21 protein-coding genes and 2 tRNA genes are annotated in these 24893 nt (G+C 66.2%); 8 read left to right on the forward strand and 15 right to left on the reverse strand.

The features are described from left to right. Positions 1-364: 364 nt before the first annotated feature. The 5 genes from nusB to aroC form a co-directional block, all read right to left on the reverse strand. Positions 365-754: a transcription antitermination factor NusB gene (nusB, locus tag OXK16_06050; protein MDE0375510.1), complete on the reverse strand. Its 390-nt coding sequence runs from the start codon at positions 752-754 to the stop codon at positions 365-367. 12 nt (positions 755-766) lie between these two features. After that, entirely contained in the window at positions 767-1324 is a 558-nt protein-coding gene (efp, locus tag OXK16_06055; protein MDE0375511.1) for an elongation factor P, read from the reverse strand. Between the two features lie 75 nt (positions 1325-1399). After that, positions 1400-3700 (reverse strand): ATP-binding protein, encoded by a 2301-nt coding sequence (locus OXK16_06060; GenBank protein ID MDE0375512.1) that lies wholly within the window; start codon positions 3698-3700, stop codon positions 1400-1402. Positions 3701-4319: 619 nt separating this feature from the next. Beyond that, positions 4320-5846, reverse strand: coding sequence for a bifunctional shikimate kinase/3-dehydroquinate synthase (locus OXK16_06065; protein ID MDE0375513.1), 1527 nt, complete (start codon positions 5844-5846; stop codon positions 4320-4322). Positions 5847-6072: 226 nt separating this feature from the next. After that, the gene (aroC, locus tag OXK16_06070) at positions 6073-7224 is read right to left on the reverse strand and encodes a chorismate synthase (protein MDE0375514.1); all 1152 of its coding nucleotides are present in this window, start codon (positions 7222-7224) and stop codon (positions 6073-6075) included. A gap of 208 nt (positions 7225-7432) precedes the next feature. Here aroC and OXK16_06075 point away from each other — a divergent pair, with 208 nt between their 5' ends. Next, positions 7433-8434: a hypothetical protein gene (locus tag OXK16_06075; protein MDE0375515.1), complete on the forward strand. Its 1002-nt coding sequence runs from the start codon at positions 7433-7435 to the stop codon at positions 8432-8434. Here the strand turns inward: OXK16_06075 and OXK16_06080 are convergent. Beyond that, a complete protein-coding gene (locus tag OXK16_06080) occupies positions 8409-8720 on the reverse strand; it encodes a type II toxin-antitoxin system Phd/YefM family antitoxin (protein MDE0375516.1) in 312 nt (103 codons plus the stop codon). The genes OXK16_06075 and OXK16_06080 overlap by 26 nt on opposite strands. A gap of 229 nt (positions 8721-8949) precedes the next feature. On the opposite strand from OXK16_06080, the gene murA reads away from it, so the two are divergent. Beyond that, positions 8950-10230, forward strand: coding sequence for a UDP-N-acetylglucosamine 1-carboxyvinyltransferase (gene murA, locus OXK16_06085; protein MDE0375517.1), 1281 nt, complete (start codon positions 8950-8952; stop codon positions 10228-10230). 27 nt (positions 10231-10257) lie between these two features. Here the strand turns inward: murA and OXK16_06090 are convergent, their stop codons facing one another. From OXK16_06090 to OXK16_06115, 6 genes are all read right to left on the reverse strand, one after another. Further along, on the reverse strand, positions 10258-11031 hold the full coding sequence (locus OXK16_06090) for an ABC transporter permease (protein MDE0375518.1): 774 nt from the start codon (positions 11029-11031) through the stop codon (positions 10258-10260). Continuing rightward, positions 11028-11939, reverse strand: coding sequence for an ABC transporter ATP-binding protein (locus tag OXK16_06095; protein ID MDE0375519.1), 912 nt, complete (start codon positions 11937-11939; stop codon positions 11028-11030). The genes OXK16_06090 and OXK16_06095 overlap by 4 nt, the downstream gene beginning before the upstream one ends. Positions 11940-12108: 169 nt before the next feature. Next, positions 12109-12181, reverse strand: a tRNA-Phe gene (locus OXK16_06100). Between the two features lie 141 nt (positions 12182-12322). Further along, positions 12323-12400 (reverse strand) — tRNA-Asp (locus tag OXK16_06105). A gap of 115 nt (positions 12401-12515) precedes the next feature. Further along, entirely contained in the window at positions 12516-13550 is a 1035-nt protein-coding gene (locus tag OXK16_06110) for a threonine aldolase family protein (protein ID MDE0375520.1), read from the reverse strand. A gap of 131 nt (positions 13551-13681) precedes the next feature. Then, complete coding sequence (locus tag OXK16_06115) at positions 13682-14956, reverse strand: adenylosuccinate synthase (GenBank protein MDE0375521.1); 1275 nt, start codon at positions 14954-14956, stop codon at positions 13682-13684. A 281-nt stretch (positions 14957-15237) separates the two neighbouring features. On the opposite strand from OXK16_06115, the gene OXK16_06120 reads away from it, so the two are divergent. The 4 genes from OXK16_06120 to OXK16_06135 all read left to right on the forward strand — a co-directional run bounded on the left by OXK16_06120 (position 15238) and on the right by OXK16_06135 (position 19721). Further along, a complete protein-coding gene (locus OXK16_06120; GenBank protein MDE0375522.1) occupies positions 15238-16419 on the forward strand; it encodes a winged helix DNA-binding domain-containing protein in 1182 nt (393 codons plus the stop codon). 83 nt (positions 16420-16502) lie between these two features. After that, the gene (locus tag OXK16_06125; GenBank protein MDE0375523.1) at positions 16503-17183 is read left to right on the forward strand and encodes a TetR/AcrR family transcriptional regulator; all 681 of its coding nucleotides are present in this window, start codon (positions 16503-16505) and stop codon (positions 17181-17183) included. Further along, complete coding sequence (gene ppk1, locus OXK16_06130) at positions 17183-19228, forward strand: polyphosphate kinase 1 (GenBank protein MDE0375524.1); 2046 nt, start codon at positions 17183-17185, stop codon at positions 19226-19228. The genes OXK16_06125 and ppk1 overlap by 1 nt, the downstream gene beginning before the upstream one ends. A 4-nt stretch (positions 19229-19232) precedes the next feature. Further along, entirely contained in the window at positions 19233-19721 is a 489-nt protein-coding gene (locus OXK16_06135) for a histidine phosphatase family protein (GenBank protein ID MDE0375525.1), read from the forward strand. A 103-nt stretch (positions 19722-19824) separates the two neighbouring features. On the opposite strand, the gene OXK16_06140 is transcribed toward OXK16_06135, so the two are convergent. The 3 genes from OXK16_06140 to OXK16_06150 are packed head-to-tail and all read right to left on the reverse strand — an operon-like array spanning position 19825 to position 22936. After that, on the reverse strand, positions 19825-20802 hold the full coding sequence (locus OXK16_06140) for an alpha-ketoacid dehydrogenase subunit beta (protein MDE0375526.1): 978 nt from the start codon (positions 20800-20802) through the stop codon (positions 19825-19827). Continuing rightward, positions 20790-21791, reverse strand: a complete 1002-nt coding sequence (locus OXK16_06145; protein ID MDE0375527.1) for a thiamine pyrophosphate-dependent dehydrogenase E1 component subunit alpha — start codon at positions 21789-21791, stop codon at positions 20790-20792. The genes OXK16_06140 and OXK16_06145 overlap by 13 nt, the downstream gene beginning before the upstream one ends. Beyond that, entirely contained in the window at positions 21788-22936 is a 1149-nt protein-coding gene (locus OXK16_06150) for an alcohol dehydrogenase catalytic domain-containing protein (GenBank protein ID MDE0375528.1), read from the reverse strand. The genes OXK16_06145 and OXK16_06150 overlap by 4 nt, the downstream gene beginning before the upstream one ends. A gap of 69 nt (positions 22937-23005) precedes the next feature. Here OXK16_06150 and OXK16_06155 point away from each other — a divergent pair, with 69 nt between their 5' ends. Both OXK16_06155 and OXK16_06160 read left to right on the forward strand, forming a co-directional pair. Continuing rightward, positions 23006-24256 (forward strand): MFS transporter, encoded by a 1251-nt coding sequence (locus OXK16_06155; GenBank protein MDE0375529.1) that lies wholly within the window; start codon positions 23006-23008, stop codon positions 24254-24256. Continuing rightward, positions 24249-24893 (forward strand): NTP transferase domain-containing protein (locus tag OXK16_06160; protein ID MDE0375530.1); only part of this gene is annotated, 645 nt, incomplete at its 3' end. The genes OXK16_06155 and OXK16_06160, both read left to right, overlap by 8 nt.

The raw sequence follows: 24893 nt of genomic DNA on the forward strand, positions 1-24893 counted from the left end.
CCATCCATCGGCGGGCGGCATCGGGCGTGTCGCACCCGCGGTTCTTGTCACATCCTCGTCCTATGCTGTTAACCAACCGTAAATACCAGCAGTCCGGTTCGGACGTCGACCGGATCACACGAGGTCAGATCGTCGAGCAGCCCGCCCGGGCACGGCGGGACGCGCTCGACACCAGGTGGTGGCGGCAGGGGGAGGGCCCGGCGGGCGGAACCCGTCGGTCGCGATTTTCGCGTTCTTCGTCGGTTCGGGCGCCCGGTGTGTGCGGAGCCATCACCCGTGGGCAGCCGGCCGGCCAACCACATGGTCGTCACCGATCAGACCGGTTGGCAAGGACCCACAAGAAGGATCGGGACATGCCACCGGCTCAGTCCTCGGTGCGGATCTGCCCGGCTAGGGCCGAGAGCACGCCGTTGACGAAGGCGCCGCTCTTCTTCGTCGAGTATCTCTTGGCCAACTCCACCGCTTCGTTCAGCACCACCGCCGTCGGAGTCGACTCGTGAAGGAGTTCGTACAGAGCGAGGCGCAGGATGGTCCGGTCCACCACCGGCATCCGGTGCAGGGGCCAGCGCTCCGAGGCCGCCTCGATCCGCTGATCGAGATCACGTTGATGGGTCCTGACGCCCGCTGCGTAGCGCTTCGCCTTGCCGGCGAGTCCGGCGGTCGGGTCTACGTCACTCCGTAGGTCGGCCTGGTAGAGGGCGGCCAGCGCCGTGGCCCGCGGGTCGCGGGCGGCCTTGGAAGCGTGCTCGACCATCTCCTGTCACCGTCAAGCCCGGGAGATGTAGGTGCCGGAGCGGGTATCCACCTTGATGGTGTCACCGGCTTCGATGAACAGCGGCGCCTGGACCACCAGGCCGGTTTCGAGCGTGACCGGCTTGGTGGCGCCCGACACCCGGTCACCCCGGACCGCGGGTTCAGCCATGGCGACCTCCAACGCGACCGAGGCGGGCAACTCTACGCCGATCGGGTTGCCTTCGTACAGTGGAAGCATCACGGTCGCGCCGTCGGTTATGTAGTTGGCGGCCTCGCCCACGTCCTCTTCAGCAATCGCGAACTGGGCGTAGGTCTCGAGGTTCATGAAGTGGTAGCCCATGTCGTCGCGGTAGAGGAACTGATGGTCCCGCCGGTCGATGATCGCCTGCGGCACGTTCTCATCGGCACGGAAGGTGCGATCGACCACGGCGCCGGTGACCAGGTTCTTCAGCTTCATGCGGACGAATGCCCGCCCCTTACCGGGCTTGACGTGCTGCTGCTCGACTATCAGGAACAACCCGTCCGGCAGGTCGAGCGCCATGCCCGACTTCACATCGTTGGTGGAGACCATGGGGCGATTCTAGAGAGGAGTCGGTGTCCAGTGGCCAGTGGTTGGTGACCAGCGTAATCCAATATCAACTAGCAATTACGGCTTAGCGAGGCGGTAGCCGACGCCGGACTGCGTGAAGATGTAGGAGGGGTTCTTGGCATCGTCCCCGATCTTCCGGCGCAAGTTCTTGATGAACGAGCGCAGGAGACGCTGATCGGCCGGGCGATCCTGGCTCCATACGCTCTTGAGCAACTGCTCGTGCGTCAGTACCCGTCCGGGGTAACGGGAGAGTTCGAACAGAAGCTTGTACTCGGTCGGAGTGAGGCGAACGGGTTTGTCCGCCACGGTCACTGAACGTTCCAGATAGTTGATGGCTAGGTCGCTGCACCTGTACGGTTCGATCCCGGCGTGCGGAAAGGCGGCCGCCTGGCGTAGCGCCGCTCCTATCCTGGCCACGAGTTCGGCCGGGGAGAACGGCTTCACAACGTAGTCGGCGGCTCCTAGCTCGAACGCCTTGGCGATTTCCTGGCCTTGCCCAAGGCCGGACAGGATGATGACCGGGGTGTGGAAATCGGAGCGGATGCGCCTCAGTAACTCGAACCCGTCGATACCGGGTAGGACCAGGTTCACCAGCACGAGTCGCGGGCTCTCCGATTCGAGCAAGCTGCCCACCTCGTTCGCGTCGCCGGTTAGCACCGGTGTGTATCCCGCCGCGGTCAGGGTATTGCGAACGTAGCGCAGTATCTGAGGGTCGTCGTCCACTACCAGGACCCGGTCGCTCGCTCTAGGCATGTCACCGGCATACGTGGACCCGGCGTGGTCGGGTAGACGATCGCCGGTGGTCTCGTCGACAGCCGGGAGCGTGAAGATGAACTGCGTTCCGTGCCCTTCCCCATCGCTCTCAGCCCAGATACGGCCGCCGTGGGTCTCCACGATGCCTCGGCAGATCGCGAGGCCGAGGCCGTTGCCGCTGACCCGGTGGTCTGCGCCGACATCGATCCGGGAGAACTTCGTGAACAGGCGAGGCAGATTCTCGCTGGCTACACCTGTGCCCTCGTCGGTGACCGATATGACGACGTGGGCTTCATGCAGCCAGGCCGTCACCCGGATGGGAGACCAGTCCCCGGAGTATTTCGACGCGTTGGAGAAGAGGTTGTGCAGCACCTGGACGATCCGCTTGCCGTCCGCTGCGACCCGCGGCAAGTTCGGTGTCACGTTGATCTCGATGCTGTTGCGGTATCCGCTGCTGAGGAAGGCATTCCTTGCCTGGTCGATCACGGCCGACACATCGGTCGGTTCGGCAACGACCGAAAGGGTTCCCGCCTCTATCCGGCTCAGGTCCAACAGGTTATTGATGAGGTCCCGCATGTTGTCGGCCTGTTCTTCGATGATGCGGAAGAACTGCCGGATCTCGGCCGGATCAAACGGCGATGAGGCACCCAGCACGGTGGCGGCGGAACCCTTGATCGAAGTCAGCGGGGTTCTCAACTCGTGGCTGACCATCCCCAAGAAGTCGGTACGGAGCCGCTCCAGTTCCTCCAGCGGAGTGATGTCCTGGATGGTTGCCACGACGGCGACGAGTTGGCCGTCTTCAGAGTGGATGGGAGTGGCGTTGATGAGGGTGGTTACCTGGTCACCGGATGGAGGGACGATTACAGACTCCTCGGCGCGCACGGTCTCGCCGGTACGAAGTGCCCGCTGGAACGGGACCTCGTCGGGCGCCATGACCGTTCCGTCCATGCGCCGGAACTCGACCTTGCCGAGGGTACGAGCGGAGTCCTTCTCCTCCCCGGATTGGTGACCGATGACGCGGCACGCTTCCCGGTTGATCCTGACCACTCCACGGGTGAGCGCATCGAAGACCAGCACGCCCACCGGAGAGGTGTTGAGTAGGGCTTCGAGGTCGGCTTTGGCCCGCTGCTCGTCACCGTAACGGCGTGCGTTGGTGATAGCCATCGCCGCCTGCGCGGCGAACATCTTCAGGGTCTCCTCGTCCTCGAGGGTGAACTCCCCGCCGGACTCTTTCTCACCGATGTAGATGTTTCCCACGTGCCTGTCCCGCACGCGGATCTGGGTACTCAGGAATGTCCCGATCTTCACCGGAAAGTCGGTAAATCCGGCCGCTTCGACGTGGGCTATGAAGTCCCGTGTTCTCAGCGACTCGCGTAGCAGGCTGAGGTACCCGAAAATGGCTGTCCCCGACCCATAGCTCAATATCCGCTCGGTCTCCTCGTCGGTCAGACCGGAGATCAGCACGTCCTGAGGCTTGCCGGATTCGTCGTGAGTGGTGAGAGCGGTGTAGCGGGCGCCGGTCAGCAACCGGGCACCGTCCGCGACCTCCTGAAGGACGGTGTCGAGCTCAAGGTCTTCACTGATCCGCAGGATTGCGTCAGTCAACCTGGAGATGCGACCGCCCAGAGTCTCGTTCGCGGCCTGCCCCCGGCCGGTGTCCTTCACAGCTCCCATGTCGTCACCAAACCGGCCGGCGCGCGGGCACGCCTGCATCCCGTAGACCTTCCACTGCCGGCAGCCGCTTCGCCGGCAACAGTGTCTTCACCATGCCTTCGCACCGCTCTTCCTGACGTATCCGAATTCAGAAACCGCGGTCCATCAATCCCGAGTTCCCGCGTCTGATGGGACCGATAACCGCTTCGGGGCACTCGCATTCACCGCTGGGACGACCCGGCTCGAGTAGGACCGATCCTCGAGTCGTTAGGGCCCGGTCACCCGACCCGGCCGCCACTCATCCTACCGGGAGCACGCAGCAACAGTTGCGGAATCCCAATCCACGAGCTGGACTACGGGGGTGATAGCGGAGCGTCTCTGCCGATAACGGGCAGGGCCAAGGACCGCCGGTTTGGCCCGGCCGGGCGTTCAGTGGGGTACGTGAGGATGCCGGCGTCGACGGGAGGCCTGTTGGCGGCTGACGGCGGTGTGATGGAGCGGGGGATCGCCAGACCCACGCCCGGCAGCAGGACCCGAGACCGCGAGGCCGCGCCGTCGGACCGTGCGAGGTTCAACCCGCTAGGCCGACGGCCGCCAGGCCGAGCCTCAGAGCTGCCTCATCCACGTACTCGACCACCGGATCGCCGATGTCGCTTAGCAGCACCATGCGGAGGCCGGTCGCGGTGCGCTTCTTGTCCCGCTGTACGATCCGAAGGATGGCGTCGGAATCGGCGGTGTCGACGCGGGTCGGCAGGCCCAGACGCTCCAGCGGAACCCGCACTCGGGATTCGTCGAACCCGAGGCGGTCAGCGGATACGGCCGCGGCGGCCACCATCCCCACCGCTACCGCGTGGCCGTGGGATAGCCCGCACACCACCTCGATGCCGTGACCAAGGGTATGCCCGAAGTTGAGGATCGCCCGGCGGCCGGTCTCCCGGAAGTCCTCCGACACCACCTCCGCCTTGACCGCCACAGCCCGGCTCACCACCTCGGCCATCGGGAAGGACGGCCCGTGTTCCATGAACAGGTCCACCAGCCTCGGATCGGCGATGAAGCCCGCCTTCACCGCCTCGGCCGATCCTTCCAGCAGGAGCGGCTCCGGGAGCCGGCTCAGCACGTCGAGGCTGATGGCGACCCGGGACGGATGCCAGAAGGATCCGACCAGGTTCTTGCCCATCACGTTGATTCCGGTCTTGCCACCGATGGAGGCATCGACGGCGCCCAGGAGCGTGGTAGGCACCAGGACCGACTCGATACCTCTCAGCCAGGTGGCCGCCACGAACCCGGCCAGGTCGGTCACCGCCCCGCCCCCGACACCCACGATGGCGTCGTGCCTTCCCAGGTTGAGCTCGGCGAGCCGGCTGTAGAGGACGGCCAGCGTGTCGACGGACTTGGCTGTGTCTCGGTCGGGCACCTCGATCAGGGTGGCCTCCGCCTCGGAGCGGAGCAGTTCGAGCACTGATCCGGCAACAGGGCGGGAACCCGGCTGGCAGATGATCACCGCCTGCTCACGGCCGGAGGACGCCGGCAGGAGACGATCGGGCAGACCGGGGCCGATCAGCACCTCCGACGCGTCATCGACCGCTATCCGGGCGCAACCGACCACCTCGGCAACCACCTCGCCGACCGGGCGGTCCGCGTCGATCCTGTAGTGAGCGGCCTGGTGGTAGAGGCTGTGGCGAACGGCCAGGATCTCCGCCAATCGGGATGCCACATCCGAACCTGCCAGCAACGGACGGTCCTCGCCCCCTATACGACCGGCGAGCACTCCGGCGGGCGCGTCCAGCCACGCCACCACTCCGGAGCGGCGCATAGCTTCAACACCGGCCGGGTCGAGGACCACACCCCCGCCGGTCGCTATCACCCGGCCTGTGCCGCCCCGTCCCGGCTCCGCGGACAGGCGGCGTATCTCGGCGCCCTCCATCTCACGAAAAGCCGCCTCGCCCTGCTCATCGACGACGCCTGCGATGGACTTGCCGGCTCGCGCCTCCACCATCGAGTCGACATCGATGAACCGGCGATCCGTGGTAGCAGCGATGCAACGACCGACCGTGCTCTTCCCGCTGCCCATCATGCCGACGAGCCAGAGGATCCCCATCGCCCTACCTAGCCCTGATTGTTCCTGTCCCCAGCACACCCACGCGGATCAGGCCACTTCAACCACATCATTTGCCAGCGGCCACCCTTCGCCCGGCGTTTGATCCCACACCCGGCCGGAAGAGGGGGCTTGCCAAATGGCCATGACCCCGGGTCAGGAGCACGGAACACCCATTTCGGTCACCCGGACTAACCCCCACCATGAACAATTGGGGCTAAGGGCACCATCAGAACGTGCGGATACGGTGCCGGTAGGAGGTCACGTTGACAACGAAGTCCTCCACCGTGTCGCCGCCGAACTTCCGTTGGAGCTCCTGGGCCGCCACGATGGCCACCATCTGTTCGGCCACCACGCCGGCGGCCGGCACCGCACAGACATCGGAACGCTCCCGGAAGGCAACCTCGGGCTCCTTCGTCACCACGTTCACGGTGGGAAGCGGACGCATCACCGTCGATAGCGGCTTCATCGCCACCCGAACCCGCAAAGGCTGGCCCGTGGTCATACCTCCCTCGATGCCCCCGGCCCGGTCGGTGTTGCGGAAGAACCGCCCGTCCTCGTAGTAGATCTCGTCGTGGGCGACGGAGCCCCGGCGGCGGGACGACTCCAGACCGTCGCCGACCTCCACCGCCTTCATGGCCTGGATCGACATCAGCGCTTCGGCGAGGCGGGCTTCGATGCGCCGGTCCCAATGGTCATAGGAGCCCACTCCGGGCGGCAGCCCGTAGACCAGCACCTCCACCACACCCCCGAGCGTGTCGCGGTCCGACTTGGCCCGCTCGATCTCGGCGACCATCAATGCCTCGGCGTCGGTGCCGAACGCCCGGACCGATGACGCGTCGATGGTGGGCAGGTCCTCGATGGTGGGTAGGTCACCGGATTCGGACACGGCCGCGCCGACAGCGACCACATGGCTGACCACCGTGGCGCCGATGCTGGACAGCAGCTGCTTGGCGAGGTAGCCGGCCACGGTCCTGGCGGCGGTCTCCCGGGCCGATGCCCGCTCGAGAATGTTGCGGGCGTCCTTGGTGTCGTACTTGAGCATGCCCACCAAGTCGGCGTGCCCCGGCCGGGGCGTCGTCATCGGCCGCTTGGGGACACCGGGCTCGGGCGACATCTCCTCCTGCCAGCGGGGCCACTCGGTGTTGCGGATGATCACGGCCACCGGAGAACCGAGGGTCCGGCCATGGCGGACCCCGCCCATGATCTCCAGCTCGTCCTTCTCGATCTTCATGCGGGCGCCCCGCCCGTAACCGAGACGGCGCCGGGCCAGCTCGTACCCGAGACCCTGGCGTGACACCTCCAACCCGGCGGGAAGCCCCTCCACGACGGTGACCAACCCGGGCCCGTGAGACTCACCGGCAGTAAGAAAACGGAACATGCCCCGATGCTACCCCGCCCCGGCCCTCATTCCGCGACGCCGCCCGCGCCGGACGGATCCCTGGCCCTGCCAGGCCCGAAAGGTAGGCTTACCTGGCGCGCGAGTCATTAGGGAGGCACGATTGTCGTTGCGAGATGTCCTTGAGTCGATCAGGAACCGGCCGTTGCCTGCCAATGAAGAAACCGCGAAATTCCAGATCATCCGACCGGTGCTGGATCATCTCGGATGGGACACTGCCGATCCGGAGGTGCTTTGGGAACACCCTGTCGGAGACCGCAAGAGTGGTGGGAAGGTCGACATAGCGCTGAAGGGAGGGCGTCGAATCGCGGCCCTGATCGAAGCAAAGGCGCCTGGCCAAGACCTCAACAAGCATGTAGGCCAAGTCCTCGGGTACGCGTTCTACGAGGGCATCAACATATGTGTCTTAACCAATGGCCCAGAGTGGAGGATCTACCTTCCGAAAGAGGATGGCCCGCCAGAGGAACGCTGCTTCGCCAACCTCGATCTGATGAACGGTCCCATCGAGCGACTGTCAGAGGACTTGGACGCCTTCCTGGGTAAGGAGAACCTGCTTAGCAAACGCTCGGAGCGACGCGCCAAGGAGGTCCTGAAAGCCCGCCGGCAAGCCGACCACCTCAACTCGAAGCTCCCCGACATCTGGTCACGAATGAGGCAGGAGCCTGATCAGCGACTGGTCGAGTTGGTTGTTGACCGTGCGTACGAGGAGCTGAACCTCCGACCTGCTCCCGAGCAGGTGCAAGCCGTACTGCGCGGATCGAAGGTACCGACCGTGGCCCCATCCGACCCGGCTCCGCCCTCTGCGCCGCCTCAACGGCCAAGACAAGACCCCCTGGAACGTCAGCCCAAGCGCCGTTCTCCAAAGAGAGGGGCAAAGATCGTGGCCTACGAGCTACGGGGCGAGCGGCACGAGGTGAGCACCTGGAAGGGACTGCTGGTAGGAGTGGCCGAGGCTCTGTACCAGCAGCACGGCCAGGGCTTTGCCGATCGGATTCTGGATCTACAGGGTAGGAAGAACCCGTATGCGTCTCGCAGCGAGGACGACGTCGTGGCCCCGAAACCGGTTGGAGCGTCCGGCATCTACTTGCACACGAATCTCTCATCCGCGGCAATCAAGCGTCGGGCAATGGAGCTTCTGGAGCTGTTCGGATACTCGGCGGAAGACCTTAGGATCGAAACCCGAACCGACTAGGGCTACGGGTTACGGGGGGCTCTGCACGCTCCCGGAACTGGGCGATCACGTCGGAAGCCGGCCGTGTCCTTCCCGCTTCGACCTCGCGTCGCCCGAGCGCCAGTAGCTTGAGCAGAGCGAGGGTCTCCTGCATTTGCTCGTAGCTATCGATGTCCTGGATGACGGCCTTGGCCTCACCGTTCTGGGTGACGATCAAAGGCTCTCCCCGGTCGCCGATGGTGCGTACGATCTCGGCGGCATGCGCCTTGAGATGGCTGATGGGCGTGATCCGATCGGACAGACTCATGATCGCCTCCTCCAACCAAACCAAATGTAGTCCTTAAACAGGTCGGGCACCGGAAAGCGCCATCCCCGCGATCGAGCAGAACCAGCATGACGGCCCTGCGGAGTTCCCCAAACGTCATACCTGGCCCTTTGTTCGCACCTAGATGTATACCAGTATCTGCTCACTATTGAAATATAGGACTGACAAATGGCAGGCACGCGGGCGGGTCGCGGCTACCCTGTGAATCGGGATGACGAGCTTCCTGGTCAGGGGTCCGACCCGGCTACACGGGCACTTCGAGCCGTCGGGCAACAAGAACGCCGCTCTACCGATAATCGCGGCCTGTCTGCTGACCGAAGAGCCGGTCATCCTGCACAACGTGCCACTGATCGGCGACGTCAAGTCCCTGCTCCTCATCCTGGAGGGCATGGGAGCGTCGATCACCAGTCCGGAGCCGGCGACCCTCCACATCCATTGCAACGGGATGACCAGTTCGGAGATCTCCGAGGAACAGGCCAGCATCATCCGGGCTTCCATCCTGCTGGCCGGCCCTTCCCTGGCCCGTTTCGGCGAGGTCACCCTCCCACCGCCGGGTGGTGACGTCATCGGGCGGCGCCGGATCGACTCCCATGTGCACGCTCTGGAAGGACTCGGCGCCTCGTACACCTTCTTGAACGGTCACCGGTTCCGGGCCGGGACGCTCAAGGGATCGGTGGTGTTCATGGACGAACCGTCCGTGACCGGCACCGAGAACCTGATCATGGCCTCGGTGCTCGCCGAAGGTCATACCACCATCGAGAACGCCGCGTGCGAACCGCACGTCCAGGATCTGTGCCACTTCCTCAACACGCTCGGCGCTCGCATCTCCGGCATCGGCAGCAACATCCTCCAGATCGAAGGCGTGGAACGCTTGAGCGGCGGCGAGTACACCATCTGCCCCGATCACATCGAGGTGGGGAGCATCATGGCGCTGGCCGCCGTTACGCGATCCCCCATCACCATCGGTGGCTACCAGCCGGAGATGAACAAGCCCATCGACCTGGGCTGGGCTCGCCTGGGCATCAAGTACGACCCGCTGCCGGACGGCATTGCCCAGATGCGCTTCAACGGACCACTCAACGTACTGCCCGACCTCGGCGGCGCCATCCCCAAGATCGAGGACGGGCCGTGGCCGTCGTTCCCGGCCGACCTGACCAGCATCGCGCTGGTGGCCGCCACCCAGGCCTACGGTTCGATCCTCATCCACGAGAAGATGTTCGAGTCGAGGATGTTCTTCGTGGACCGCCTGATCGTCATGGGCGCCCAGATAGTGCTGTGCGATCCTCACCGGGCGGTGGTCATGGGACCCAACAAGTTGACGGCCAGCACCATGTCCAGCCCCGACATCCGGGCCGGTATGGCGCTTCTCATCGCGGCGCTGGTGGCCGAGGGCGAGAGCGTGATCCACAACGCCGAGCAGATCGAGCGGGGTTACGAGGCGATCGACACCCGGCTCGGGGCCATGGGCGCCGACATCCGGCGGGTCGGCTGAACCACCGCTCTCCTGTTATCCGGGGCCCTATGCGCCGCGGGGATCCCAGGTGAAGTAGCGGGTGATGACCAACATACCGAACACCAGCCAGAGGCCCATCACCCCCAAGTGCTCCCACCCGATGATCGCCCCTTCGTGGAACGGGTCGAATGCCTCACGGAACGGTCCGGCGAAGTGCTTCAACGGGAAGACATCGCCCAGGATGACCAGCCACTGCGGCGCATCGTCCAGCGGGATGAAGATCCCCGAAACGAAGGCCATCGGCAGGAACACGCCATTGGCGGCGGCGGGGGACGAGTCGGCGTTCCTGAGCGACGCGCACACCGCCAAGCCGAGCGCCGAGAACGTGGCGATCCCCACCACGAAGACCAGCAGGGCGCTGCCGAGGTTGTCCCACACCATCCGGAAGTCGAAGAAGGCCCACCCCAGGACGAACATCAGGCCCACCGACAGCACGGCCATCCAGACCCCGGAGCCGATTCGCCCGGCCATGTATACCCAGGCGGGGAGCGGTGTGCCCCGGACCCGTTTGAGAATCCCCTGGTCCCGGGCGTAGGACACTCCGATCGCCAGGTTGCTGAACGATGAAGACACCGCGGCGAACACGGCCATGGCCGGGGCGAAGAACTGGGCGAAGCTATAGCCACTCCATTCTTGGTCCCCGAAGATGACGCTGAACAGCACCAGGAAGATGACCGGTAGCGCCAGGGTGAAGAAGGCGGCGGCCGGCGTCCGCCAGAACAGGCGGTTGTTGTGGCGGATCTGACCCCAGACGAGGGACAGGTAACGGGCGGGGCTCATGATGGCCGACCCCCGTTCTCGGTCTCGCCCACGATGTCGAGGTATACGTCCTCGAGGCTGGGCCGGGTCACTTCCAGGCCGCCCAACTCGACCCCCCGCTCCGTGGCCCAGGTCGTCAACTCGAGCAGATCGGTGGTCACCGAGGTGGATCGGTAGGTGACGGTGTGGCCGGTCATGTCCGGTCCGCCCTCCAATCGAGGAAGCCCGTCCGCGCCTTCGGCGGTGAACGAGATGGTGCTGAACGCCCGGCCCTCGCCCAGCGCGTCAGCCGTTCCTTCGGCAACTATGGAGCCGCCGGACAGGACGATGATCCGATCCGCCAGGTGCTGAGCCTCGTCCAGGTAATGGGTGGTGAGCAGGATCGTCTTGCCGAGGTTGGTCAAGCCTTCGATCATCGCCCACGATTTGCGGCGCGCCGACGGATCGAACCCCGTGGTGGGCTCGTCCAGGAACACCAGATCGGGATCCCCGGCCAGACCCAGTGCGAGGTCGAGCCTGCGTTTCTGCCCGCCGGAGAGGGTCTTGATGCGGGCATCGGCCTTGCCGTCCAGCCCTACCAGGTTGATCAACTCGTCCGTGGGCAGCCGGCGGGAATAGGACCGGGCGTAGACATCGATGGCCTCCCGGACCGTCAGCACCACCTCGATACCGGTCTCCTGGAGGACGATTCCGATCCGATCGCGAAACTCCCTCCCGCCGGACGACGGATCGTGGCCCAGCACGCTGATCGTGCCGCCGTCCGCCCGCCGGTAGCCCTCCAGGATCTCCACCGCGGTGGTCTTGCCGGCGCCGTTCGGGCCGAGGATCGCCAGCACCTCACCCTCGTCGACCGTGAAGCTGACCCCCGCCAATGCGGTGACGGAGCCGTAGGTCTTGGTTAGGCCTTCGACGCTGACTGCCGGGGGCACGATGGGAACCTCCCTATAGTTTGTAACACAAAGGAGTTTATATGGCGAATACCTATGATGTCAAGTTGTCTGTAGAAGGAAGCGCCGACGTCACGGCGGACCGCTGGCCGGGGCCCGGTCGCCAAGACCGCCGCTTATCCGGGACAGACGATGGGACGGATGTCATGGGTGGCCAGGCCCGGCGTCGATCCGGGGACCTCTGCTTTTTCAGAGCAGCGCTCTACCGACTGAGCTACCTGGCCGCTGAGCTACGAGAACCGTCTCCGAGGAGGGCGCTGAAAGGACGGGGATGGGTTGACCCCCGATTCCCCGACCTGCGATCTTCCAGCCGGCTATCGGGCCAACTGGACACTCTTCAGTACCCTCCGAGCGGCTGGTCCTCGTGGCGGGGACGACGGGATTTGAACCCGCGACCTCCGGCTTGACAGGCCGGCGTGAACTCCAGGCTTCACCACGCCCCCGTACCGCCCCACCAGACTAACCCGCTCCCGCACGAGAAGCCAGAGAACCGGGTGGAGCCCGGGATTATAGGACTGTCCGAATGGTTCTCTGCGCTAGAACTCAACTGTCGATTGATCAGTCGAGGGCCGAGCCCATCACCTCCAATAGGACGTCCACGTCATGGTCGTCCACGTCGAGATGGGTGACTATGCGGCAGGTTCGCTCATCCCGGGGTGAGATGAGCACGCCCGCCCGGCGTGCGGTCTCGATCAGCTCAGCTGAGCCCGGGCCGTCCGACGTCATCCGGAATATCACGATGTTCGTCTCCACCGGCAACACGCTCGCCACCCGGGCCATCCCGGACATGGCCGCCCCGATCCGGGCCGCCCGGGCATGGTCATCCGCCATCCGATCAACATGATGGTCGAGCGCGTAGAGGCCCATCGCGGCGATGATGCCGGACTGGCGCATCGCCCCACCCCACTGCTGCTTCCATCGCCAGGCCCGATCGATGAAGTCCCGGCTGCCGGCCATCACCGCCCCGACCCCTGCGCCAAGACCCTTGGTCAGGTCGACCCAGACGCTGTCCATCCCCTCGGCGAAACGAGCCGCCGGGACTCCGGTTGCTACCACCGCGTTCAGCAGGCGGGCGCCGTCCATGTGGGTGACGAGGCCCGCGCCGTGGGCCACCTCCGCCACCTCGTCTATGACCTCGATAGGCCAGATCGCCCCCCCGGCCAGGTTGGCGGTCTGCTCGATCGACACCAGCCGGGAGGGGGGCATGTACCGGGACTTGGGCCGGATGGCCCGAGCGACCTGCTCACCCGTGAACCTCCCGTGATCCCCGTCAAGCGGGTGGACCATGGCGCCGGCCAGAGCCGCCGGGCCACCCGACTCGTAGCCGATGATGTGGCTGCTCCAATGCGCGATCACCTCATCTCCGGGATCTACGTGGACCTTGATGGCGATCTCGTTGCACATGGTGCCTGACGGCAGGAACAAGGCCGCCTCCTTGCCCAGCAACTCGGCAACGCGGCTCTCCAGCCGGGAGGTGGTGGGGTCGGTGCCCAACTGCTCGTCTCCGACATCAGCGTCCAGGACCGTGGCCCGCATCCCCGCCGTCGGCTTGGTCTGGGTGTCGGAGTGGAAGTTGTGCATCACGGCCTCCATTGATGGGTGCTGGGAGCGTCCGGCGGCCGGGCGGCCCCTGACATGATCCCAGGCCTATTGGCCCCATATTCCTAACGCATTAGGAGAAAAAGGCATAACCCATTGGCAAGACACGGCCAGGAGCCTTGGTCCTACTGTCTGGTGACCACCTGGGCGCGTTCGGGGCCTACCGATATCCGGCTCACCGGAAGACCGACCTGATCCTCGATGAACTCGATGTAGCGACGGGCCTGGCCGGGAAGGTCCCCGAAGCTCCGGATGTCCGTGATGTCCTCTTCCCAGCCCTCGAACTCCTCGTAGATAGGAGAGCAGTTGTAGAGAACCCGCTGCTGGCGGGGGAACTCGGAATAGGTGTCACTCCCCGACCGGTAGCCGGTGGCAGCCCGGATCGTATCGAAACCGGACAGGACGTCGAGCTTGGTGATGAAGAGCTCGGTGAGCGAGTTGACCCGGCGGGCATAGCGGAGGGCCACGAGGTCGAGCCAGCCGCATCGCCGACGCCGCCCCGTCACCGTGCCGTACTCGCCGCCCACGTCCACCATGCGATCACCGGCTTCGTCCGACAGCTCGGTGGGGAAGGGACCGCTGCCGACCCGGGATATGTAGGCCTTGGCCACGCCCACAACCCGGTCCAGCACCTTGGGACCGACCCCGGCCCCGACCGCCGCCCCCCCGGCGGTTGGGGTGGAGGAGGTGACGAACGGGTAGGTGCCGTGGTCGATGTCGAGCAGGGTGCCCTGCGCCCCCTCGAAGAGCACGTCCTTCCCACCCGCCAGGGCCTCCCAGATCAGCAGGGAAGTGTCATCCACCATCGGCAGAAGCCGCTCTGCATAACGGAGGTACTCGTCCACGATCCCCGACGACTTCATCGGAAGCTGGTTGTAGACCCGGGTGAGGATCTTGTTCTTCTCGGTCAGGACGGTCTCCAGCTTGTCGGAGAAGATCGCCGGGTCGAACAGGTCCTGTACCCGGATTCCGGTGCGGGCGATCTTGTCGGTGTAGGCAGGCCCGATCCCCCTCTTGGTAGTCCCGATCCGGTTGCGACCCAGGTAGCGCTCCATGACCGTGTCCAGCTTGCGGTGGTAGGGCATGATCAGATGGGCGTTGCCCGAGATGCGAAGCCGTGACGGGTCGATACCCCGTTCCTCCAGCATGGACATCTCCGCCAGCAACACCTGGGGGTCGATGACCACCCCGGAGGCGATGACCGGCGTAACCCCCGGATACATGACCCCCGAAGGCACGAGTGATAGCGCGAAACGCTCCGAACCGACCACGATGGTGTGACCGGCGTTGTTGCCGCCCTGGTAGCGGACCACGTAGTCGGCATCCCGGGCGAACAGGTCGGTTACCCGGCCCTTGCCCTCGTCACCCCACTGGGCACCCAGCACCACCGTTGCAGGCATGACCAGGAGGGTACTGAAGAATGTCCGGTTGGCCCGATTTCGACGCCGAAACCCCCGTCAGCGCATCGCAGGCCCGCCAATCCCCGTCTCTTTCAGCGGCCTCCTACCGGCGACCCGCGTGACCTGATTGCATGGCTCTCGCTCCCGGATGGGGCCGCAGCAGCGTAGGAGCGCCGGGCGCCCCGGAGCACACCGGGTTGGCTCGCAGGTAGGTCACTTGGCTGCGGAGTGTGTCCCGAAGGGGACGGTCGTCAGGTCGGTGCAACGTATGCTGGAGCGAGATGGCGAAGGCGCGGATCAGCAGGGAAGAACGGCGGCGGCGGCTGGTGAGGCGCCACCATCTTCATCCCGATCATCCGGCCGCTTCGGCCACCGAGGCTGCCAGGCGCCTGGTGGGCCTGCATTCCAGCGACCCGACCACTGTCTTCCTCTCGGCGCGGGCCCGGGTGCCGGGGATCACTGTCGCCGACCTGGAGCGGGAGCTTTACGACCGGCCCACCCTGTTCCGGGTACTCGGAATGCGGGGCACCCTGTTCGCCGTTCCGGCCGGGCAGGTACCGCTCCTGCAACATGGCTGCTCCCTGAGGCTGGCGCCGGCGGTGCGGAAACGCCTGGTCGGATACCTGGAGGGCCAGAACCTGGCACGTGACGGCGAGGCTTGGGTACGGCGGGTGTCGGATGCGACCACAGAAGCCATCGCCAGGCGCGGCCAAGCCGCGGCTATGGAGCTGCGCGAGGACGTGCCGGAACTCAAGCTGACCCTCGAGTTCGGGAAGGGAAAGGCGTGGGGCGGGAAGGTCGGGGTCTCGACCCGGGTGCTCTTCCTCCTTGCCTGCGAAGGGCGGATCATCCGGGCCCGGCCCCGCGGGTCATGGATCAGCGGGCAGTACCGCTGGACCACTCCGGCAGGACTGATTCCGCGTGGTATCCGCGACCTCGACCCAGCCCAGGCGCGGGCGCGGATCCTGGAATTGTGGTTGCGCGCCTACGGACCGGGGACGATGGCCGACCTGAAGTGGTGGTCGGGCTGGCCCCTCCGGGATGTACGGGCTGCCCTCGGATCCCTGGAGGTCTCCGAGGCGGAAACCGACGAAGGACCGGCCTTCGTCCTCGCGCATGATCTGGAACCAACCCCACCATCCGAGCCGCGAGCGGCCCTGCTGCCGTCACTCGACTCCACCATCATGGGATGGCGGGACCGGGACTGGTACCTGGGCGACCACGCCGGGCCCCTCTACGACCGCAACGGGAACGCCGGACCCACCGTGTGGTGGGACGGCAGGGTGGTGGGCGGTTGGGCCCAGACCAAGGCAGGCCGCATCTCGTACCGCCTCCTAGAGGACGTCGGCGCCGAGGGAGCAGCCGATGTAGCTCGGATAGCGGAGCATCTCGAGGACTGGATGGGCCAGACCCGGGTCACGCCCAGGTTCCGGACCCCGCTCGAGAGGGAGCTTGCCGGCTGACCCGGCACCGCTGAGCGGGCCCCACGTGCCCGGGATCGCGAAACCCCTTCTCAAAGGGCGGCGTGAGGGTTAATCTCTCGCCCATGCCCCGGATCAGAGCCGCCAGCATCGCCGAGCACAAGGTGATCACCCGCGCCCTCATCCTCGACAAGGCTCGGGAACTCTTCGCCACCTGGGGGTACGAGGACACCTCGTTCGGTGACATCGCCGCCGGTGTGGGGATGGGCCGCACCACCCTCTACGACTACTTCACGGACAAGGACGACCTGCTCGCCTCCCTCGTGGAGGAGACCCTCCCGCCGACGATCCGGAACCTGATATCCCGGATTCCGTCCGGCATCACGCCGGTGGAGCGTCTCCGGAACCTGGTGGTGGTCACACTCGAGTTCCTGGCCACCGAGCCCACCCTGGGCCGGTTGCTTCACCGAGAGATCCACAAGCTCTCCGAATCCGCTCGGCAGCGCGTGGCGGTGGCGCACCAGTCGCTGGCGCGTGAATTCGTGGATACCTACCGGGCCGGAGTGGAGGCGGGTGATCTCAAGAGGCTCCCGCCCGGACTCGCCGGCCGCTTTCTCAACGACATGATCATGTCCGCCGCACAGGCGCTGATCGATGCCGACGACCCCGAGGCGGCGTTGCCGACCGTTGCCGGAGCGATGACCGACCTCCTGTTCAACGGACTGGCCGATCGTGAGACGGGCCAACCGGTTCGCAACGTGGCCGCGGGTCTACCGCACGCGGATCTGAGGGAGCTACGAGCCTGATGGGCGTCCGCTCCGACCATCCGTTCCTCATCCGGGAACTCTCCCAGCTCGAGTTCGTCCGGCGGGTTCTGGCCCAAGCCGAGCGCCACCGCACCCCCCTGCTGGAGCGGGTCAGATATGTAGCAATCGTGAGCGAGCTGATCGACGAGATCTACCAGGTGCGGGTGGCCAGACTCGAGGAGAAGGTGGACGCCGGCTTCGAGGATCTGTCGAGGGCGGGGATGTCGACACCGGAGCTGCTGGACCGGATCCGGTCGGTGGTCGTTGAGATATGCGAGCAACAGAGCCATGTATTCCGCACGGAGCTGCAGCCTGCTCTGGACCGCCTCGGCATCCACATCCTGCTGTGGGATGCGCTGGACGAGACCGACCAAGCGTATCTTCATCGGGTGTTTCACGACCGGGTGTATCCGGTTCTGACCCCGCTGGCGGTCGATCCGGCCCATCCCTTCCCGTACATATCGAACCTGTCCATGAACCTGGCGGTCATGGTCAAGGAGCCGGAGACTGGGGAGCAGCGGTTCGCCCGGGTGAAGGTCCCGCCGATCCTGCCGCGGTTCATCGAGCTTCCCGACCAGCGCGGGTTCGTACCGCTCGAACAGCTGATCTCGGCTTACATCGACGAGCTGTTCCCGGGCATGCACGTCTCCAAGTGCCATCCGTTCCGGCTCACCCGCAACACCGACTACGAGCTGGCCGAGTTCGAGACCAACGACCTTCTGGCCGCGCTGAAGTCCGAGATCGGCCGCAGGCGTCGCGGCCAGGTGATGCGGTTGGAGGTGGAGCGGGACATCGACCCCGACGTACTCGACCTGCTGATGCGGGAACTGGACATCAAGGACCGCCATGTCTATCGCATTGCCGGCCTGCTGGACCTCGGCTCGCTGACGACGTTGGCCGATCTGGACCGGCCGGAACTCCGCTGGAAGCCGTTCCCGCCGGTGGTGCCGGCCGGCCTCTCGGCCGAGCGCTCCTTCTTCGACCTCATCAGCGAGCGTGACCTCATCGTCCATCACCCCTACGAGTCGTTTGCCGCCTCGACTGCTGAGTTCGTGCGCGAAGCCGCCCATGACCCCCAGGTGCTGGGTATCAAGCAGACGCTGTATCGGACATCGTCGGACAGCTCCATCGCCCGGTCGCTGATAACCGCGGCCGAGTTGGGCAAGCAGGTGGTAGCACTGGTAGAACTGAAGGCCCGTTTCGACGAGGAGCGCAACATCGAGCAGGCCCAGGCGCTGGAGGAAGCCGGTGTGCATGTGGTCTACGGGCTGGTCGGCCTCAAGACCCACGCCAAGCTCTGCCTGGTGGTCCGCCAGGAGGAGGGCCGCCTGGCTCGCTACGTCCACACGTCCACCGGCAACTACAACGAGAAGACCGCCCGGCTGTACGAGGACGTGGGCCTGTTCACCAAGGACCCGCAGATCGGCGCCGATGTCAGCGACCTCTTCAACCACATGACCGGCTACAGCAAGCAGAAGTCCTACCGGAAGCTGGTGGTGGCGCCTACCGAACTCCGCGACCATTTCCTCGAACTGGTCCGGCGCGAGTCCGAGTACGGAGACGGGCACATCGTGGCCAAGCTCAACGGCCTGGTCGACGAGCGGATGATCAATGCCCTCTACGAGGCCTCCCAGGCGGGTACCCGGATCGACCTGATCGTCCGGGGGGTGTGCTGCCTGCGGCCCGGAGTCCCCGGGCTGAGCGAGAACGTCACCGTACGGTCCATCGTGGGCCGGTTCCTGGAACATTCTCGCATCCTCCGGCTCGGACGGCCGGAACGCGGGTTCCTGTACTACATAGGCTCGGCCGACCTGATGCCCCGCAATCTCGATCGGAGGGTCGAAGCCCTGTTCCCGGTCGAGGATCCGGAAGCCCAGCACCGGCTCGAGGAGATCCTCGATCTGTGCCGGGCCGACGATCACCTGTCGTGGGTGCTCCAACCGGACGGTACCTACGAGCCACGGGGCCAGAAGCGAGGCCTCGATCTCCACCAGGCGCTCACGGATCTGGCCCTGGAACGATCCCGCACCGCTCGGAACCGGTGATCCGATGCCCGACCTGATACTGCTCCGGCATGCCAAGTCGGACTGGACGGCACGCTACGGCGCCGATCAGAGCCGCCCCTTGAACAAGCGGGGGGTCCGGTCGGCCCGAGCCGTCGGCGAGTTCATCTCCCGCTACCGGCTGGCGCCCGAGTTGGTACTCGCTTCGCCGGCGGTCCGCACTCAGACCACGGCCGAGTTGGCCGCCGAGGCGGGAGGGTGGGACAGCCGTATCGAAGTTGCTCCGGAGCTCTACGGCGCCGGCCCTGCGGATGTCCTCCAACTGGTTCAGAAGGTCACCGGGGTGGAACGCCTCATGGTGGTCGGGCACGAGCCCACCATGTCCGGCATGCTCGAGTACCTGACCGGACACCAGATCCGGGTGACCACCGCAACGCTGGCCTACATGCGTTCCCGTTACGTCTCCTGGTCCGATCTGGGACGGGGCTCGGCCCGCCTGGAGTTGCTGATCAGGCCCCGCCTACTGATGGATTGAGGCTTCCGCCACCCACAGCCGGAACGACATCTCGGCTTCGAGCGTGGCGGTGGTAGAGGGGGACTCGAAGGACCGAACGTGCGTGCGGAGTGTGGCGGAATGGTCAGTCGAGGGAGCGGGTCACCGTATCCACGATCCGGGCTACGGATGGGATGGTGGCATCCTCCAGGATGTCGGAGGCCGGCAAGGGTATGTGGTCCGTGGTGATCCGCACCACCGGCGAGTCGAGGTCGTAGAAGGCCTCCTCGGCGATTATCGACACCACCTCGGCGCCCCATCCGCACAGCCGCGGGTTCTCCTCGACCGTGAACACCCTCCCGGTCTCGGCAACCGTCGAGAGGATGGTCCGGGTGTCCAGGGGCACAAGGCAGCGCAGGTCGACCACGGTCGCCTCGACCCCCCGGGCCGACAGCTCGTCGGCTGCCTGCAGGGCCTTGGGAACCATGGCCGCCAGCGCCAGGATGGTGGCGTCCGATCCGGACCGCACGACCGATGCCTCGCCCAAACGCCCTACCAGTTCACCGTCCGGCACCTCTCCCCGGCTGGCGAACAGGCCCTTGTGCTCGAAGAAGATCACCGGATCGGGGTCGCGAACCGAGGCGGCCATCAGGGCGATCACGTCTCTCGGGGTGGAGGGCGCCACCACTTTGAGGCCGGGTACCGACATGGCCCAATTCTCCAAGCTCTGGGAGTGCTGGGCGCCGAACCGCACCCCGCCGCCGTTGGCGGTACGGATGACCAGCGGCAGAGCGACCTGGCCGTCGGTCATGTACCTGGTCTTGGCGATCTGGTTGGCCACCAGATCCCAGCAGGTGGCCAGGAAGTCCGAGAACATGATCTCGGCCACCGGCCGGAGACCGTTCATGGCGGCGCCCATAACCGCGCCGATGATCGCCTCCTCCGAGATGGGAGTGTCACGGACCCGCCGCTCGCCGAATTTCTCCAGCAGGCCCGGTGTGGTCTTGAAGACCCCGCCGGCGGCCGCGACGTCCTCACCGATCAGGTATACGGTGTCATCGCGCTCCATCTCCTGGGCCAGGGCCCTGGCCACCGCTTCGCGATAGGTGATCAGTTCCGCCATCGCGATCCTCCGTCCGCCCATACCTCGGTGGCGATCGAGTCGACCGTGGGCTCGGGCGCGGCCTTGGCCTCCTCCACGGCGGCTTCGATCCATGCCTCGACCGACTGATCAACTTCCTCCAACCGCTCTTCCGACGCTCCGGCGCCGGCCAGCCTGGCGCGGTACATGGGAATGGGATCCCGGGCCAGCCACTGCCGGACCTCCTCGTCCGGCCGGTAGGTACCAGGATCGGCCCGGGAATGGCCGCCGTGACGGTAGGTGACCGCCTCGACCAGGCTGGGTCCGCCGCCTGCGCGGGCTCGGGCGATGACATCGGAAGCGGTCTCGTACATCGCGTCGGGATCGTTGCCGTCCACCAGCAAGCCCTCCAGCCCGTAGGCGGCCGCCCGGTCGGCGGCAGGGCGTTCCACGGCGGTGACCGACCCGATCGGGGTGTACTCCATGTACAGGTTGTTCTCGCAGACGAACACCACCGGCAGATCCCACACCACCGCCAGGTTGAGCGCCTCGTGGAACGCCCCGATATTGGTGGCGCCGTCGCCGAAGAAGCAGACCGCCACCTGCCCGGTGCCCCGCTCTACGGCTGCCCAGGCTGCGCCGACGGCGATCGGTAGATGGGCGCCCACGATGGCATACGATCCCATCGCGCCGGTCGGCGCCCAGGTGAGGTGCATGGAGCCGCCCTTACCGCCGCACACACCCTCCGACCTGCCGAGCAGCTCCGACATCAGCCGGCCTGGCGGAGCGCCACGGAGCAGGGTGTGGTTGTGACCCCGGTAGGTGCAGAAGGTGAGGTCATCGGCGCGCATGGCGGCGGCAAAACCGGCGGCGACCGCCTCCTGGCCGATGCCCAGATGGGTAGTCCCCTTGACCAGGCCCTGCAGGAACATCTGGTGGGCGCTCTCTTCGAAGCGGCGCGCCTCGAGCATCATCCGGTAGACACGGAGGCGAGTGTCCAGGTCGGGACCGGCAACGACTGCGACGTTCATTCTGCTATCACCCGTTCCAGAGCTCGGTGAGACGATCGGTCGATACTACCCGCGCGGGCACCGCTCGCCGGCCGGATGGCAGTCGCCCACGGATCTATCAGGGTCTTGATGCGTTCGGGCCGGCCCTCCGCCATGGGCAGGAGGCCGTCGGAGACCAATTGATCGAGAGGAAGGGCGATCGGCGCCACATCGGACCAGCCCTCAGGTCGGGAGGCGATGAGGGACGCAGCGTCGGCGAAGTCGGTCTCGAAGACCTGGGCTCGGGTTCCCACCAGCCGGGTCTCGCGGAGGGTGATGCGGCGCATGTCGATCGAGACCGGATCGGCGCCGAGCCCGACCTGAACCACGCGGCCCCTGGGCCGCACCATGTCCAGGGCGGCGGCCAGCGCCGCCGGAGCGCCGGTTACCTCGTACACCACCGACACCGGACTGCCGGCACGCCCCAGCACATTAGGCGCCGGTGAGGAGCCGGGATCCGCTCGCAGCGCGGCGCACACCCCGAGAGCCTCCGCGACGGCGAGCCGGGCCGGGTCGAGGTCGACGGCCAGCACATCGGCGCCTAGCTGCGCGGCCGCGTAGGACAGGAACGCCCCCACCCCGCCCACGCCCAGCACCACCGCTGTATCGCCCGGCCGGAGTCTTCCCTGCCGGAGTGCGTGAAGCGCCACCGACATAGGTTGGACGAGAGCAGCCCCGTCGTCGTCGAGACCGAGCCGTCCCACCTCCAGACAAGCCGCCGAGCCGGCAACCACGTACCGGGCCAGACCACCGTGCGCGTCGATGCCGAGCGTGAAGTACCTGTCGCAGAAATTGCTGGTCCCGGCCCGGCATGCCTCACAGTCGCCACAGGAAATCCCGGCCACGCAGGCCACCAGGTCACCCGTCGCGAAACCGTCCACCGCCGGTCCGAGGTCCACGACCCGGCCGCCGAACTCGTGACCCAGGATGATCGGGCCCTGATGACCCGACACCGGATGGCGCTTGTCCAAGGGCGTGAGGATGGGACCGCCGTCCCACTCCAGCGCGTCGGTGCCACAGATTCCGGAGGAGCGGACCTCCAGGAGCAGTTCTCCCGGGCCGGGGATAGGCATTGGCAGGTTCTGGATCCGGATGTCCCGAGCACCGTGATAGACGGCGGCGCGCATCTGAGCCCTCCCTCTCCGGCCTAGCATTGGATGATCCGACTCCCCTGACCTCCAGGATCGGAGACCTCCGTGACCCGCGCCAATCCTGACTCCCTCTGGTGGAGGTCGCCCGCAGCCGTCATAGCCGCCGGATGTCTCATCGGGATGATCGGATTCGGCATACGCTCCATTTTCGGCCTGTTCCTGACCCCGATGACCCTGGCCCAGGACTGGAGCCGCGAGACCTTCGCCCTGGCCTTGGCCATCCAGAACCTCCTGTGGGGCGCCGGTCTGCCCTTCGCCGGCGCCCTAGCCGACCGCTACGGCCCACGATACGTGCTGGCCGGTGGTGCCGTCGTCTACTCGGTGGGCGTCTGGGGAATGGCGCAGGCGCAGGACACCCTCTTCCTCCACCTCACGGCCGGGCTGATAGTCGGCGTCGGAGTGGCCCTCACCGCCTTCTCGCTGGCCATGGTGACCATCGCCAGGGCGGTCGGACCGGACCGGCGGTCGCTGGCCCTCGGCCTGGGCACCGCAGCGGGCTCGTTCGGCCAGGTGCTGTTCTCGCCACTCGGCCAGGGGTTCATCAACTCGTTCGGATGGAACCAGGCCCTGCTCATACTGGCGGCCATCAGCCTGCTGATAGCCCCGCTGGCCTTCCTGGTGCCGAACACCACCACCGCAAAGGGCGAGGTGGCTACCGATCAGACGATTCGCGAGGCGCTGGTGGAGGCCCGCCGGCACAGGGGCTACCTGCTCCTGACCACCGGATTCTTCGCATGCGGCTTCCACATCGCCTTCATCACCGTTCACTTCCCGGCATTCGTCCAGGACCTGGGCTTTGCCGCGGTTGTGGGCGCCATCTCGATCGCCCTGATCGGCATGTTCAACATCCTGGGCTCTTTCGGAAGCGGCATCTACGGCCAGAAGTGGTCGAAGAAAAACGGCCTGGCAACCCTCTATACCCTGAGATCCGTGGTCACGCTGGGGATGCTGCTGGCGCCCAAGACGGGTCTCACCATCTATCTCTTCGCCGCCGCGCTGGGGGTGCTGTGGCTGGCCACGGTGCCTCTGACCTCGGGAATCGTCGAGCAGGTGTTCGGGGTGCGCTACCTCGCCACCCTGTTCGGTATCGTGTTCCTGTCCCATCAGGTGGGAAGCTTCATCGGGGTGTGGCTGGGAGGGTTCATCTACGACCGTACCGGCGCCTACGACCTGATGTGGTGGATCGCCATCGCCGTCAACCTGGCCGCGGCGGCCGTCCATGTTCCGATAGACGAGCGTCCCCTCCCGCGGCGGCTGGGACTGCAGCCATCCGGTGGGTCGGAAACCAATGGATGAACCACTGGTCGCACTGCCGATCCGATCCTTCCGGGATGCGTACCGGCGCCTGGCGGGGTCGTATAGCCCGGACGAGCGAACGGCACTGGCCCGGGCGCTGGCTGCGCACACCGCCGGAACCGTACTCCGGGCGGGGGTGACACCCCACGTCGTCACCTCGGCGACGGAAGTCCGGGAGTGGGCACTGGTAGAAGGGCACCGAGTGGTGGCAGACCCGCCGGGCGGAGGCCTCGACGGGGCTGCCGATAAAGTCGTCCGGCTGGCCGCCGGGAGACCCTGGCTTATCCTCCACTCAGATCTTCCGTGCCTGAGTCCGGACGAGGTGGTTCTGGCGTTGGAAGTGGCGCGATCGGGGGAACGGGTGCTGGCCCCGTCCTACGACGGCGGCACTTCGGCGCTGGGAGGGCGAGGGCGGCACCCGTTCGGGTACGGAACGGCCAGCTTCCATCGCCACCTCACTGCCGGGCCTCCGCCTCGCGTGATCACCTCCCTGGGCTTCCTGCTCGACATCGATCGGCCGCAGGACCTGGCAGCCGCCGCCCGCCACCCACGGGGAGCCTGGCTGGCCGATAGCGTCGCACCACTAGTGGTCTGTCTGTGTAATGGCGGTGTGGTATGGCGAGGCAGCGGTGTTCCT

The sequence above is a fragment of the bacterium genome (assembly GCA_028821235.1).
Lineage (GTDB): Bacteria > Actinomycetota > Acidimicrobiia > Spongiisociales > Spongiisociaceae > Spongiisocius.